This window comes from Arthrobacter sp. CMU6, assembly GCF_059090205.1.
Window position 1 is genome coordinate 17412 of record NZ_JBNHFL010000042.1, and the last position, 13625, is coordinate 31036.

The 13625-nt window shown below is 62.5% G+C and carries 12 protein-coding genes; 4 read left to right on the forward strand and 8 right to left on the reverse strand.

The features are described from left to right. The first annotated feature begins 48 nt into the window (after positions 1–48). The gene (locus tag AC5RWD_RS21470) at positions 49–711 is read left to right on the forward strand and encodes a GntR family transcriptional regulator (protein ID WP_494021949.1); all 663 of its coding nucleotides are present in this window, start codon (positions 49–51) and stop codon (positions 709–711) included. Positions 712–740: 29 nt separating this feature from the next. On the opposite strand, the gene AC5RWD_RS21475 is transcribed toward AC5RWD_RS21470, so the two are convergent. The 5 genes from AC5RWD_RS21475 to AC5RWD_RS21495 all read right to left on the reverse strand — a co-directional run bounded on the left by AC5RWD_RS21475 (position 741) and on the right by AC5RWD_RS21495 (position 6540). After that, positions 741–2246 (reverse strand): aldehyde dehydrogenase family protein, encoded by a 1506-nt coding sequence (locus AC5RWD_RS21475; RefSeq protein WP_494021950.1) that lies wholly within the window; start codon positions 2244–2246, stop codon positions 741–743. Between the two features lie 35 nt (positions 2247–2281). Then, the gene (locus AC5RWD_RS21480; RefSeq protein WP_494021951.1) at positions 2282–3541 is read right to left on the reverse strand and encodes a cytochrome P450; all 1260 of its coding nucleotides are present in this window, start codon (positions 3539–3541) and stop codon (positions 2282–2284) included. Positions 3542–3656: 115 nt separating this feature from the next. Further along, entirely contained in the window at positions 3657–4385 is a 729-nt protein-coding gene (locus AC5RWD_RS21485) for a gamma-glutamyl-gamma-aminobutyrate hydrolase family protein (protein ID WP_494021952.1), read from the reverse strand. A 47-nt stretch (positions 4386–4432) separates the two neighbouring features. Continuing rightward, positions 4433–5197 carry a type 1 glutamine amidotransferase gene (locus tag AC5RWD_RS21490; protein WP_494021953.1) on the reverse strand — a complete coding sequence of 255 codons (765 nt, stop codon included), beginning with the start codon at positions 5195–5197 and terminating at the stop codon, positions 4433–4435. Beyond that, positions 5197–6540, reverse strand: a complete 1344-nt coding sequence (locus AC5RWD_RS21495; RefSeq protein WP_494021954.1) for a glutamine synthetase family protein — start codon at positions 6538–6540, stop codon at positions 5197–5199. The genes AC5RWD_RS21490 and AC5RWD_RS21495 overlap by 1 nt, the downstream gene beginning before the upstream one ends. Positions 6541–6653: 113 nt before the next feature. Here AC5RWD_RS21495 and AC5RWD_RS21500 point away from each other — a divergent pair, with 113 nt between their 5' ends. The 3 genes from AC5RWD_RS21500 to AC5RWD_RS21510 all read left to right on the forward strand — a co-directional run bounded on the left by AC5RWD_RS21500 (position 6654) and on the right by AC5RWD_RS21510 (position 9573). Then, positions 6654–7604: an alcohol dehydrogenase catalytic domain-containing protein gene (locus AC5RWD_RS21500; protein ID WP_494021955.1), complete on the forward strand. Its 951-nt coding sequence runs from the start codon at positions 6654–6656 to the stop codon at positions 7602–7604. Between the two features lie 77 nt (positions 7605–7681). After that, positions 7682–9205: an APC family permease gene (locus AC5RWD_RS21505; RefSeq protein ID WP_494021956.1), complete on the forward strand. Its 1524-nt coding sequence runs from the start codon at positions 7682–7684 to the stop codon at positions 9203–9205. A 113-nt stretch (positions 9206–9318) separates the two neighbouring features. Next, a complete protein-coding gene (locus AC5RWD_RS21510) occupies positions 9319–9573 on the forward strand; it encodes a hypothetical protein (protein WP_494021957.1) in 255 nt (84 codons plus the stop codon). Between the two features lie 2041 nt (positions 9574–11614). Here the strand turns inward: AC5RWD_RS21510 and AC5RWD_RS21515 are convergent. The 3 genes from AC5RWD_RS21515 to AC5RWD_RS21525 form a co-directional block, all read right to left on the reverse strand. Then, positions 11615–12724: a YihY/virulence factor BrkB family protein gene (locus tag AC5RWD_RS21515; RefSeq protein ID WP_494021958.1), complete on the reverse strand. Its 1110-nt coding sequence runs from the start codon at positions 12722–12724 to the stop codon at positions 11615–11617. Positions 12725–12805: 81 nt separating this feature from the next. Beyond that, on the reverse strand, positions 12806–13468 hold the full coding sequence (locus AC5RWD_RS21520; protein WP_494021959.1) for a DUF3618 domain-containing protein: 663 nt from the start codon (positions 13466–13468) through the stop codon (positions 12806–12808). After that, positions 13468–13625 (reverse strand): phage holin family protein (locus AC5RWD_RS21525; protein WP_494021961.1); only part of this gene is annotated, 158 nt, incomplete at its 5' end. The genes AC5RWD_RS21520 and AC5RWD_RS21525, both read right to left, overlap by 1 nt.

The window sequence follows — 13625 nt, forward strand, 5'->3', positions numbered from 1 at the left end:
TAGGCCAATAGCCGGTAGGCTGGTAAAAACAGGAAGTGGCGGGACACCATGAAAAAAATTGAGTTTGCTCGGGAGACGCTTGCTGACGCCGCGTACGCCCAGATAGCCGAAGGCATCCTGACGCATGATCTGGGTCCCGGCGCCAGGCTGCTGATGGACGATCTGGCGGCCCGAATGGGGATCAGCCGGACACCGGTGCGTGAAGCCTTGCATCGTCTAGAAATGGAACGGGTAATTGAACCCGGTGGCCGCCGGGGCTATATCGTTCGGAAGCTCACTGAGGCCGAGCTGGATAAGCAGTACGCAGCCCGGGGGGCCATTGAGCCGTTCGCCCTCGCGGAGGTTGCCCGCCTCGGCGGTGCGGCCGCGAAGTACGTGAGGTCAACGTATGAGGAGCTGGTATCGGCGCCGCAGACCACCGCCATGGAGGTCTTCCTGGTTAATAAGGCAATTCACCGCTGCACCGTGGAGGCGCTGGACAACGAGTACCTCCTGAGCATGTTCGACGTGATCTGGCAGACCGCCATGGCCACCCATGTGTGGGCCGATATTTTGGAGAGCCGCACCGCCGTTGACTTCCCGGAGATGCACCGCCCCATCGTGGAGGCGGCAGAGTCGGGAGATCCCGAGTTGGCCAGCAAGGTTGCCTTCGAGCACATCCATGCCGGCCGCGCACTGCACGCGAACCACGGCGAGCAGCCCGCCCCCTAAGGGGAACGGGCTGCACCGCACTGCTAGGTTCAGGCGGACATGTCGATCATGACTGCTTTGGAGCGCGTGTAGGACAGCACGCTCTCACGGCCAAGTTCACGGCTGTTTCCGGACTTGCTGTAGCCTCCGAAGCTCTGGGCGGGATCGAGCCGGCCGTGCGTGTTCACCCACACCGTCCCGGCCCTGAGCGCCTTGCTCAGACGAAGGGCGCGGGCCACGTCACGGGTCCACACGGCGGCCCCGAGGTCGTACGCTGAATCATTCGCGAGCCTGATGGCTTCCTCTTCGGTGCGAAAACGAAGCACCGAAAGAACCGGTCCGAAAACCTCTTCCCGGGCGATGCGCATGTCATTGCGGACGTCAGTGAAGATGGTCGGCTCGACGAAGTATCCCGCCTGGTCCAGTGCCCGCCCTCCAACGCTGAGGTGCGCGCCTTCAGAACGTGCGATATCAATGTACTCCTGGACCGAAACGTACTGGTCCTTGGAGACGAGCGGTCCCACTTCCGTGTCCGTCAGGAGCGGATCCCCGATCCGCAGTGCACGGGTTTCACGGGCCAGAGCCTCGACGAGCTCGTCGTAGACGTCCTCGTGGACAAACATCCTGGTCGGCGCGACACACACCTGCCCGGCGTTTTCCCACATGGCTTCGGCGGAGCCTTTGGCGGCGGCCTGGATGTCCGCGTCAGGAAAGACGATGTTCGCGCTCTTGCCACCCAGTTCAACGCTGACCTTCTTCATCTGCCGGCTGCCCGCCTCGAGGATGCGGCGGCCAACGGGAGTGGACCCGGTGAAGGAGATCTTAACGACGTCGGGATGGTCAACGATCGCCTGCCCCACTGTCCGCCCGGGCCCGGTGACGACGTTGAGGACTCCAGGAGGCAGACCCACCTGGCGTGCAAGGTCGGCCAAAAGGAGCGTCGAGTAACTGCTGACCTCCGCCGGTTTGATGACCATCGTGTTGCCGGCCGCCAGGGCAGGTCCGATCTTGTGCGAGGCCATCACGAGGGGGAAGTTCCACGGCGTGATGGCGCCGCAGACACCAAGCGGCTCTATCTGGGTCATGCCGAAATAGGGCTGCCGGACAGGGTTGATCGAACCCTCAAGCTTCGTTGGCCAGCCGCCGTAGTAGCGGAACACGGCTGCCACGCCCCCGACGTCGTCCAGTGCCTGGGAAATGGGCTTGCCCATATCCAGTGTTTCCAGTTCAGCAAGCTGCTCACGGTTGGCGTCCACCGCGTCGGCCAGGTCGAAGAGGTACTGGGCGCGCGTGGCCGGGCTCGCTGCGCCCCAGTCACTGGAGGACAGGGCGGTGCTGGCCGCGGCAACGGCGGAGTCGACGTCCGCCGCCGTGCCGGAAGCGATGGAACCAAGAACCTTCTCGGTGGCGGGGTTGATGGATTGGAACGTGGCCCCCGACATGGCTTCCCGGTCCGTGTCGGTGCCGATACGAAGCCCCTGGGTCCGTTCGATAAAGGCTTGCGTGGCAAGCGAAATCTCGTGCGAGGTTTCCGAAATCACTGCGTCGTATGTCATGGCTTTCCCTTGTCTGGCATGTAAATGGGGTGGAATCAGGCGGCGTACGTCAGACGGACCGGCAGTTCCTTGATGCCGTGTGTGAGGTTGGAGCGAAGCCGGTGCACAGGGCCGTCAATTTCGATGGTCTCAACCCGATTGGCGAGTTCGCGGAAAACGATCTGCAGTTCCAGACGCGCCAGGCTGTTGCCCAGGCAGATGTGCGGGCCGCCGCCGCCGAACGCCACGTGCGGATTGGGCTTTCGCCCAATATCGAAGGTGTATGGTGCGTCGAAGACTGTCTCGTCCCGGTTTGCCGATGCGTACCAGATCAGGACCTTGTCCCCGGCCTTGATCGCCGCTTCACCGATCGTGGTGTCAACCAGTGCCGTCCTGCGGAAGTGGTGGATTGGCGTAGCCCAGCGAAGGACTTCCTCGACCGCGGTGTTCAGCAGAGAAGGGTCTTCTTTGAGGCGGCGGAACTGGTCCGGGTTCTGGGCGAAGGCAAGGAGTCCGTGGGACAGGGCCATGCGGGTGGTCTCGTTGCCGGCTACCACCAGGAGGGAGAAGAAGTTATCCAGCTCGCGGGTGGTGAGCTTCCGCCCGTTGATGTTTCCGGTCATGAGCAGTGAAAACACGTCATGACCGAGGTTGCCGTTCCTGCGGTCGCGCAGGGCATCGGCGTACTTCCAGATGTCCCGGCCCGCGGGGCTGGAGAACGGGTAGCCGCTGTTTTCCTTGACGCTCTCCGGCGAGTCAGCGGTGCGCGGGGCGTGGTCAGGGTCAGCACCTGCGATCATTTCGTCGCCGAGTGCCTTCAAGTAGGCCCTGTCTTCGGTCGGGACCCCGAGCAGTTCGCCGAGGACAATCATGGGGATCACTGCTGCGACGTCGGCGACCCAGTCGAAGCGGGGCCGGGTAAATGCCTGGTCAAGGGTCTTTTCGACCAGTTCTTCGACAAAGCCGACCCATTCCTTGTGGACGTTGCCGGGGGTGAAGCGGGGGGACAGCACCCGCCTCATGGCCGTGTGCAGCGGGGGGTCGGTGTCGATGAGGGTCTGCCGCGCAATCAGGTCTTCGTGCTCGATGTCCTCACGGGTGGTTCCGCCTGTCTCGGAGGAGAACTGTTGGAAGTTCCGTGTGACCGCGACGACGTCAGAGTAGCGGGTAACGGACCAATATCCCGGCCCGTCCTCTTCCTCGACCCAGCGGACAGGGTCCTCGCGCCTGGCCTGATCGAAATAGTCGTAAGGGACCCCGTCCTCGAAAGCGAGGTCCGAAAGCGCATCGTGGGTGTGCACGTGGGTATGGCTCATGATTCGTCTCCTAAATGGTCCGGGTGACCACGGCCCACCAGCGGATACCGTATACGGAATACTAGTGGGCTTCGTCCTGCCCGGCAATCTTTTTTGATAGTGGTAAGTCCTGCCCTCACCGGAGGGGGATGTTTGCGATGAATTCCTTCAGCAATGCCTGTTGGGCGAGGTCCGTGGCGATCGTGTCCTCGGGGTGCCACTGCACGGCGTGGATCCAGAAGCCGGCGTCCTGGAGTTCGAGTGCTTCGACGGTGCCGTCCTCGGCCCATGCGGTGGCTACAAGTCCTTTTCCCAGGTTCTTCACCGCCTGGTGGTGGTAGCAGGAAACCTGTGGGTTTCGGGCGATCGATGGCGTCAGCGAGCTGCCGGCGTCAAGGGTAATCGTGTGGATCTGGTTCATGTGGGGCGTGGGAAGGTGCTGTTCCAGGTCGCCGCCCAGGGATACGTTCAGGATCTGCAGGCCGCGGCAGACAGCAAGGGTGGGTACCTTGTTTTCCACCACGTAGCGGGCAACGGCGAGATCAAATAGGTCCTGCAGGTCATCTCCCGCATCGGATTCGGCATGCGCTTCCTGTCCATAGCGCCACGCAGCTATATCACCGCCACCAGGGAGCAGGACGGCGTCGGCGAAAGCCAGCCGCTGGGCGACCTCCTCGTACAGCGAGTCCTCCGTGGTGCCCGGCTCGGCAACGGGAAGTAAGGTGACCGGTTCTCCACCGGCGTCGTAAACGCCCTTGATGAGGGCGTGTGCATTGACGAGCGCCTTGTACCTCAGCGCGGAGGCACTCTCGGAAAATCGGCCGGGTACGGCAATCAGGGGTCTGCGACGCTGTTGTATGTCCACTTTCCCGTCCATTTCAAAATCAGGGTGCTCGGCGCACCTGTTGACAGCTATTTGTGCGTTCCTTTAGCCCGCGGTGCGGACTTTCTGGAACCTGGATGGACCGGGCCCGTGAGGAACCAGTCCAATAGTTCTTTGGTGTTGCGTTCGGCAGCCGGCTCGTGGGCGGCCCAGTCGCGCCGGAAATCATCGAGGGCGAGGACTCCCTGCAGCTCGTGGCCGCCAATTCTGATCCATTCCTCCATGAGATCGCCGTCGACCTCCGGGTGGAACTGCACGCCGATTGAACGGCCAGCCCGGAAGACCTGCGGAGCGATGGTGGTTCTTGCCAGCACGTCAATATGGTCCGGTAACTCGACCCTGTCGCTGTGCCAGGAGAACCAAGGACCTGGCGCTATCGGACACGTGTGACCGGGGTCAAAGGCAATCAGTCCCGCCTCGATTCTGTCGGCGCGCACGGTGCGGCCGCCGAGGCTCTCGGCGAGCAGCTGGGCGCCGAAGCAGATACCAAGGTAGGGGATTCTCTGCTGGTGGAGCGCGGAGATGTACGCGATTTCCCGGGTGACCCAGTCATCCTCAATCTCGTAGATATGGCTGAACGAGCCGAAGGCTATGACCGCGTCGAAGTCTTCGGGGTGGGGGAAGTCGGCGTTGATGGTCCGCGATGCGTCCGGGCCGGCGGAGAACACTTCGTGCGTTTTGATGACATGGCCGGCGTCGAGCAGCGATTGGCCGATGATGCCGGTGTCCGTTGACGACGTCTGTTCGTGCGTTATGAGGAGTACGGTCTTCGCTCCGGAAGTAGTCTCTGCCATTAGAGGATGTCGTGGTAGCGGTTGAACTCCCAGTCAGTGACATGGGCAGCAAAGGCAGCGAGCTCGACCCTCTGCATCGCGGTGTAGGTGTCCACGAAGATCTCGCCGAAAGCAGCCTTCGCGAACGGGCTGCCGGCGAACGTGTTCACGGCTTCGCCCAAGGTTGACGCGACTCTTTGGAGCTTGGGATCCACGTGGGGGTCGCCGGCGGTGATGGGCTGCAGCGGCAGGTCATTCTTCAATCCGTCCAGACCGGCACGGAGGTACCCTTGGGCGACCAGATAGGGATTGGCATCCGCGGCGGCCCAGCGGACCTCGAGGCGTGTTCCGGGACCGGCGTCGGTGATGCACCGAACGCCGACCAGGCGGTTATCCAGGCCCCAGCACACTTGCGTGGGGGAGAAGGAGTAGTCCACGATGCGTTTGTAGTCGTTGACGGTGGGCAGCGCGATGGCCTGGAGTTCCAACTGGTGGGCGACAAGACCGCTCAGGTAGCGGCGCATCACGTCCGAATGCACCGGGTCATTGGTGTCCCGGGTCGAAAAGACGTTGACTCCCTCGCTGTTCCAGAGGCTCTGGTGCACGTGGAGCCCGCTGCCCGAGCCTCCGTTGATGGGCTTGGCCATGAAGGTCGCGTTGTAGCCATGCTGCCGGGCGACCTGGCGCACGATGTGGCGGAAGAGAATGGTGTTATCCAGCATGGTGAGGGCGTCGCCGTATTTCAGGTTGATCTCCACCTGGGACTGACCGTACTCAACATTGCTTGCCTCGACGGTGATGCCGGAAGCCGTGAGCGCGGCACGGATGGCTCCGATCACAGGCTCAAGTTCGTTGGCCCGGTCCAACGAGTAGCAGTATGACTTGTCCGAGATGGGCTGCCAGTCGCTGGTGAAGAGATGGAATTCCAGTTCAGTGGCCATGTCCACGCGGTAGCCGAGCGCCTCGAACTCCTTGAGGGTGTCCTTGACCATACCCCGGCCGTCCATGGGGATGCGCTCATGGGTTTTGGGATCCCGCATGTCACACATGACCGTCGCCATGCCCGTCGTCCAGCCCGCCACCCGGAACGTGGGCAGGTCGGGCACGGCGTGCATGTCCGGGTATTCACTGTTCTCGGGGGACCAGGGCGTGGGATGGATGTCGCTGCGCATGTCCCAGGCGAAAGCTACATTGGCGATGGAAAAACCGGCGCCGGTCAGGAACTGCTCGATCGGCAGCATCTTGCCGCGCGGCATTCCCCACGTATCGGTGAAAACACACTCAACGGTGTGGATGGCGTTCTCCTGCGCAATCCTCGCGCAGTCCTCCAGGGTCGACGGGGGCGTCGTAACGGTGGGGCTCATGATTTCCTCGGTCTCCTACTAGCCAATGGACTTTCGCTAAGTGTAATGTAAATCACCAGTTAGCGTATCCCGTATACCAAATATGAACGGAAAGCCTCTTGAAATCAATAGTCGTGAACAAGCCGAACGCCCCACTGGATCTGGTGGACCGGGAGATTCCACAGCCGCTGGCCCCTGGGGAGGAAGTGATCCGGGTTCTGGCCTGCGGCGTCTGCCATTCGGATCTCCACGTAGCCGACGGTGACTTCGGCGGCCCCTACCCCGTGGTTCTGGGACACGAAGTGGTAGGTGAACATCCCGACCTCGGGCGGGTTCTCCTATATGCGCCCTGGGGATGCGGCCAGCCAGAATGCCGCCAGTGCTCATCCGGACTGGAAATGATCTGCCCAAACGGCCGGGAGGCCGGCATAGTTTCTGACGGCGGATACAGCGAGTACATGCGTGTTCCCAAGCGTGAATACCTTGTCCCCATTCATGACATGGACCCTGCCTACGCGGCACCGCTGGCGTGCGGCGGGCTGACCGCGTTCCGTGCCGTCAAGCGCGCACTGCCCCACCTGCAGGGTAGGAATTCCAGGGCGATCATCATCGGAGCCGGCGGCCTTGGCCAGTTCGCCATCCAGTTCCTCAGGGCACTGACCCACGCTGAACTGACCGTCGTGGACACGTCAGCAGAGAAGCTGACCGCGGCCAAGAACCTTGGCGCGGACATCACCTGCGGCGTCGAGGGCCTGACCGGAAAATACGACGCCGTGATCGACTTTGTGGGTGCCGACGCGACCATGGCTGCAGCGGCATCCAGCATCGACCGGCAGGGCATCATCGTCGTCGTCGGCCTGTGGGGCGGCCGCATCGAGTTCGGCGTCGGAGTACTGCCCAGCGAAGCGGTTCTCACCACGAGCATCTGGGGCAGCCTTGACGAACTTAAGGAACTGCTGGAGTTCGTCCAAACCCATCCGCTGCAGCACAGCGTCGAGACCATCCCGCTTGAGAAGGCCCAGCACGCACACGACCTTCTCCGCGCCGGCAACATCAAAGGCCGTGCCGTCCTGGTCATGGACTAAGTCCTACCCGCCACTACCCCCAATACCTCCGGCTAAAAAAGACCTCCAGCTAAAAAACACAAGGAAGTGGATTAGCAATGACCTCATCAGAAGAAGCCCTGAGGGTTTCCCACAAGCAATCAGGGGAAACCTCAGATAACCAGCTGCACCGGAACTCGATGGGAGTTCCCGGCATCGTCTTCTTTGTCGTGGCAGCAGCCGCGCCCATCGCCGGTATGACGGGACTCGTGCCGAGCACCATCGTGCTGGGCAACGGAGCAGCAGCACCCGGAGCCTTCCTCATCGCCGGCATCATGCTGATGTTCTTCGCTGTCGGCTACGCAACCATGAGCCACCACGTCACCCACACCGGAGCCTTTTTTGCCTACGTGGGCAGGGGCCTCGGCGCTCCCTGGGGTGTGGCCTCAGCGTTTGTATCCGTCCTGTCCTACTGCCTGGTCCAGACAGCCATCTACGGATTTCTGGGAGCGACTGTCTCAGCAAAGATGGCCAGCCTCGGACTGGATCTGCCGTGGTGGTTCTGGTGCCTGCTGTGCATCGGCATCGTCCAGATCTTCGGAATCCTCAACGTCGATCTGGGAGCCAAGGTCCTCGGGGTCCTGCTCACGCTCGAGCTGGCCTCGATGATCCTGACCGGCCTTGCCGTCGTGTTCCAGGGCGGAGGACCTAACGGGCTGGACTTCGCAGCATCCTTCAGCCCCGTCAACATCTTCCAGGGCGCACCCGGAATCGCCTTTGCCTTCGCCTTCGCAGGCTTTATCGGCTTCGAAGCCACCGCCATCTACGGCGAAGAAAGCCGGGACCCCAAACGAACCGTCCCCAGGGCAACCTACGCCGCCGTCATCATCATTACCCTCGTCTTCGCCCTCACCTCCTTCGCCATCATCTCCGGCGCAGGATCCTCCGACATCGTCAATAAAACACTTGAAGTAACCACACTGGAAGGCACGCCGCTGGCCGACCCTGCCGCGCTGCTCTTCTCCGTGGCCGGACAGTACGTCGGACCCTGGCTACCCGAGGTCATGAGCTGGCTGCTGATCTCCAGCATGTTCGCCGGTGTCCTGGCATTTCACAACTCCGCCACCCGCTACTTCTACGCCATGGGCCGATCAGGACTGCTGCCCGCCAGGCTCGGTGTGACCGGCCGCTTCAAGACCCCCGTTCGGGCGTCGGTACTGCAGACCACCATCGGCGCAGTCACCATCATCGCTTTCGCCCTTGCAGGTTTGGACCCCGTCGTCACCCTCTTCTACTGGTTCGCCATTACGGCCATTCTCGGACTGACCTTCATCCAAGGCCTCGTCTGCGTCGCCGTCATCCGCTTCTTCCGGGAAACCCGGGCCGATACCCGCCCCTGGAACACCCTGATAGCACCACTCCTGGGCCTGGTGTCCATCATCGTCGCCGAGTACCTCCTGCTCTCACGCTTCGGCCTCATCAGCGGCACCGCGGGCGTCGACAGCCCGGCCTGGGAAATGAACGCTACGGGCTGGGCCCTCGCGGCCTTGCCCTTCGCAACATTCCTGATGGCACTGGTTTACGGATACCACCTGGAGCGTAAGAAGAGCGACGACGAAGTCTTGAAAGAATTCGTTTCCTGATGCGGAAAGCGGGACGGTTCCACGGCCGTCCCGCACCCGCAAATATCGGTAGCTGCGTGCCGCCGAGTCCCAACCTTCCCCGGTCCTTCCAATCCAGAACAGGAGCAAGACCCATGTCCGGAACAGACATCAAACGCCGTCGCGTTAAGGATTGGACGTCGGTCGATGGTGCCAAAGCGGAGATAGTCCGATTCGGCCAGACAATGGCAACCGGCACCGTCGACGGCGTGACAAACGATGGGGCAATAGTGTGGATTCAGGATGACAGCGGACGGCGGCGGCTGTATGAACGGCGCGAATTTTTTGAAGTCTGGGTGCCTCGCGAACACATAGGCCTCAACTACAAAATCAGTAAAGCGGACCGCTAACCCGAATCCGGCCCGACCATTTTGGCGCTCCAGGTTTGACGCTAAACCCTGATCGGCACGACCGGCCGCATCTGGACGGCCCCGCCGGCACCGCTCACTCGCCGAACTCCTCGGAGACCGACCCTCAAACGCGACGCCCTCAACTGCCAGCAAACCGGAAAAGGCTCAAAAGCCGCCTCTCCCGCGTTATCGTCGAACACCGATAATAATGATTCCGTCAAGCTGGGAAGCTACCGCGCTGGGGTCCTCTATCCGGGCAACCTAAAGGCCGCGTGGCCGCCAAGCGGGCCATTATGGCTCGCCGTCACCGACTGCACAGGGAGGCCACCAGGACGCGAAATTGTCAGCAGAGGGGGTATGGAGACTCGGTTCTTGTTGATGGTTGTTTCCGGCGTCAGGCCTTTGAAGGGACTGCATAGCGGAGCCGGAACCCTTATCTGTGAGTGGCGGGTTCGGTGAGTCTGGATTATGGCCTCGATGATTCGCCTAGCCGGCATTTCTGGCAGCTACGGTGCCGCCGTCCAGGGGATCAGGACGCCATGGCGGTCTGGAGTGTCCTTGGTCGCCAGGTGCGGAGCGCTAGATGTGGACCGGTTTGGAGGGCTTTCTGCAAGCGAGGAAGGTGGATTGCGATGTCCCGTGCGACGGCTGAGGCGGCTTCCCAGTCGGATAGTGCCAAGGCCAACTCGAGTTCACCGCACAGTTGGTTCATTCTTAGTGCCCCGACCAACCACGACTTCGTCTTCAAGTTTAGTGAGGCATCCAGCGCCAGATCCCTGTCCCGGGCGGTAACGGTGCGCCCGATCCGGTCAACGAACCGGGGGAGGAGGGCCGTGTAGTCAGCAACGAACGACTCCGCCGCCTCGAGAGAAGATTCCTCCACGAGTTTCTGGAGGTGCTGCGGATCCAGCGTCGGCTTCGCTCCCTCACCCAGTTGATTCCCCCTGCGCACTGCACAGCTCCTTCCCCGCCCACATCGGGCGTGCATCACGGCCCCTGGTGCCAGGGGCCGTTCACTTCGACTGCTTTGAGCCTGATGGCCTGCTTCCTTGCAGGTTATTGCCAGAGTGCAGGGTCGACATCAAGGATGGCGCAGCCAAGGCGCAGTATGGGGTCAAGAAAATGCGGCCCCGAACTGGTGGGTGCATCTGTGAGCCGAACCCACAGTGTCCGGGTGGCTCGCCTTCCAGAGCGTGGCGCCCAGAAGCTGCGAGTTGGCGTCCTATAGCTTCAGGGACAGGATGATCTTCCCGCTGCATCTCTGAGGATTGGAGGTGCTGTCCGGGCCGCAGCCGATCTGACCCCCAGATTGAGGGGCAAACCCATGCACCATGCTGCCGGCCCCTTGGCCGGGGGCCATCGCCGATGAGCTGACCGGGGGAGTGGAAACTGTGACCCACGGTTGCATGAGCGCACAGCGCGGATCATTCCGGAGGCAGATGTGCCGGTGCCAGATGACACCGGGCTCGGCGCCCTGACTGGGAGACCGTGGTTGGTTGCAGCCGCCTCACTGGCAGCCGTAGTCGCCGGGGTCTCCCTCTGGCGTGTGCTGGGAGCCGAACCGGCAGCGGAGCGTCAGGAGGAGATGTCCCCGGAGGCCCAGCCAGTCCAAGCTGAACCTTTCGCAGCTACTGTGCCGGGAGCATCTGCACCCTGGCCCTGACAAGGGGCTAAGGCCGGACTGCGGGAAGTGCAGGCGATTCCAGGAACGGGGCCCAAGGCTAAGAATGGTAGTCGAAACCTTCGGGGCCTCTGGTGCGAGCCGTCGTCATTGATGATGCGAGGTTTACTCCTCCCTGGGGTGGGCCGTGCTGGCCGGGCGGACAGCACGGCCCACAGGAACGTCACCGGCGCCGACGGCCTGGGGGTGGGCCGCTGCGGCCCGTTCCGCCCTTACGGGCGCGCACCACGCGGCTGATGATGGTGGGCAGCAGAGCGAAAAGCACTTTCTTCAGCACGATTGAATCCTCGTTTTGTTGTTCTCGGGGGGTCGGCGGATGGACTGGACCCCTTGGTCGGGACTTGTTCCAGCGCCGGCGGGCTATCGTCCCTGGACGCTGCTGCCCTGGCCGTTGTGTCTGTCGTTGTGTTGGTCGCTGTGCTTTTCGCGCAGTTCCTGCCCTAAACGGATGTCCTCTTCTTCTTTCTCCTGGAGCTTGTCGCTTTTCTTCGTGTCGCGGGGCGGCAGCTGGAGGGTTTCTTCGGCTTCGATGCCTCCCTGCAGCTGCCGGCCGCGTTCCATCTCGGCGTCGAACTCTGCGCCAAAGAGCAGGGACATGTTCAGGATCCACAGCCACAGCAGCATGATGATCACACCGCCGATGGCGCCGTAGGTCTTGTTGTAATTGCCGAAGTTGGCCACGTAGAAGCCAAAGCCCAGTGAGGCCAGTAAGGAGATGACCAGGGCAATGAGGGCACCGATGCTCATCCAGCGGATTTTGGGCTGGCGGACGTTGGGGGTCGCGTAGTAAAGGATGGCTATGACCACGACGACCAGTGCGATGATGACCGGCCATTTGGCGATGTTCCACACGGTCAAAGCCACCTCTCCCAGTCCCAGGACGTTGCCGATGGCTTCGGCCACCGGACCGCTGATGACCAGCATGGCGGCGAGCAGCGCAACGATGACCACGGAGATGACCGTCACGCCGAGCATGGTGCCGCGGAGTTTCACGAAGCCGCGGCCCTCATCTATTTCATAGATCCGGTTCATCGCCCGGCCGAAGGCGGTCACGTACCCCGAGGCGGACCAGAGAGCGGTGACGAGGCCGATGATCAACGTCAGGCCGGCAGCCGGTGAGGTGGTCAGCTCCTGGATGGGTTCGCGGATCATGTCCATCGCTGCTCCAGGTGCGATGCCCTGGACGATTTCCAGGAGGGCCGCTGTCGTCTTTTCCGCCTGACCAAAGATGCCGAGCAGCGAAACGAGGGCGAGCAGTGCCGGGAAGAGCGAGAGGACCGCAAAGTAGGTCAGCCCGGCGGCCAGGTCGGGGCACTGGTCTGACGTGAATTCACGCAAGGTCTTGCGGGCAATGAACTTCCACGACGGCTTGCTCAGGTCGGTAGGACTGTCCGGCTTTCGCGGGTCATCCGGGGCCGGGGCAGAGGCCGCCTTTGCCGTGCTTGTTTCCGGAGCTTCCTTTGCACCCATGGAACGGTCCCTTCGATGGTCTCAACCCGCCAGCGGGGCCCCACGCCTGTAGCACGGTCCCGCTGGCGACATTGGAGAGTTCTACGTGTTTTGGACGTGGTCCTTGGCGTCCGTGGCGGTTGCTTTGACGTCCTGGGCGGCGGTTTGGCCTTCGTCCTTGACGTGCTGGGCGGCCTCGGTGGCGGTGGCCTTGACGTTTTCCATGGCTTCCTGGGCGGGTTCCTTCCAGCCCTGGGCCATGTCCTTGGCGGCCTCGGTGAGCTGGCTGGTCATGGGTTCGGCGGCGGTTTTCAGGGCGTCGGCGGCTTCGCGTTCCTTCTGGCTGGCCGGGATCAGCGAGGAGACCAGCAGCCCGGCGCCGAACGCGATCAGCCCGGCGGCGAGGGGGTTGCCCTGGGTTTTCGCGGCGACCTGGTACGGGACGTCTGTGACGGCGGACCGGGCGTCGTGAAGAGTTGAGCTGACGGCGGAGCCAGCGTCTCCAAGTGTCGAACCGACGGCGGAGCCGGCGTCACCCACGGCTGAGCCGGCGCTGCCGGTGGTGGAGGAGACCTTGCTGGTTGCCGTGTCTGCGGCTCCCATGATCTTGTCCTTCACGCCCGAAACGGCGTCTTTGACCTTGTCGGTCTGGCGGTGGACGATGTTCGAGGGGGTGACCTTGTCGGCAACGGCGTCCACGTTGGTACTCAGGCGTTCGCGGGTGGCTTCGATGTCAGCGCGGATGGCATCCGGGTTCTCACTCATCAGTTATCTCCGTTTGGTTTGAGGGTCGGCGGGATTTCCTGGACAGTCTCGACGGTCTGAGGCATGCCCTTGATGGCTTTGAGTTCCTTGCGTCCGACGCTGGCGAGGACCGCGGCGATGATGCCCCAGATCACGGCGACGACGACGGCGGACCAGC

Excerpts from the sequence above, each read along its gene's own strand:
- AC5RWD_RS21475 (WP_494021950.1), bottom strand. The coding sequence starts at position 2,246 with ATGACATACGACGCAGTGATTTCGGAAACCTCGCACGAGATTTCGCTT.
- AC5RWD_RS21515 (WP_494021958.1), bottom strand. The coding sequence starts at position 12,724 with ATGGGTGCAAAGGAAGCTCCGGAAACAAGCACGGCAAAGGCGGCCTCT.
- AC5RWD_RS21490 (WP_494021953.1), bottom strand. The coding sequence starts at position 5,197 with ATGGCAGAGACTACTTCCGGAGCGAAGACCGTACTCCTCATAACGCAC.
- AC5RWD_RS21480 (WP_494021951.1), bottom strand. The coding sequence starts at position 3,541 with ATGAGCCATACCCACGTGCACACCCACGATGCGCTTTCGGACCTCGCT.
- AC5RWD_RS21510 (WP_494021957.1), top strand. The coding sequence starts at position 9,319 with ATGTCCGGAACAGACATCAAACGCCGTCGCGTTAAGGATTGGACGTCG.
- AC5RWD_RS21520 (WP_494021959.1), bottom strand. The coding sequence starts at position 13,468 with ATGAGTGAGAACCCGGATGCCATCCGCGCTGACATCGAAGCCACCCGC.
- AC5RWD_RS21505 (WP_494021956.1), top strand. The coding sequence starts at position 7,682 with ATGACCTCATCAGAAGAAGCCCTGAGGGTTTCCCACAAGCAATCAGGG.
- AC5RWD_RS21470 (WP_494021949.1), top strand. The coding sequence starts at position 49 with ATGAAAAAAATTGAGTTTGCTCGGGAGACGCTTGCTGACGCCGCGTAC.
- AC5RWD_RS21495 (WP_494021954.1), bottom strand. The coding sequence starts at position 6,540 with ATGAGCCCCACCGTTACGACGCCCCCGTCGACCCTGGAGGACTGCGCG.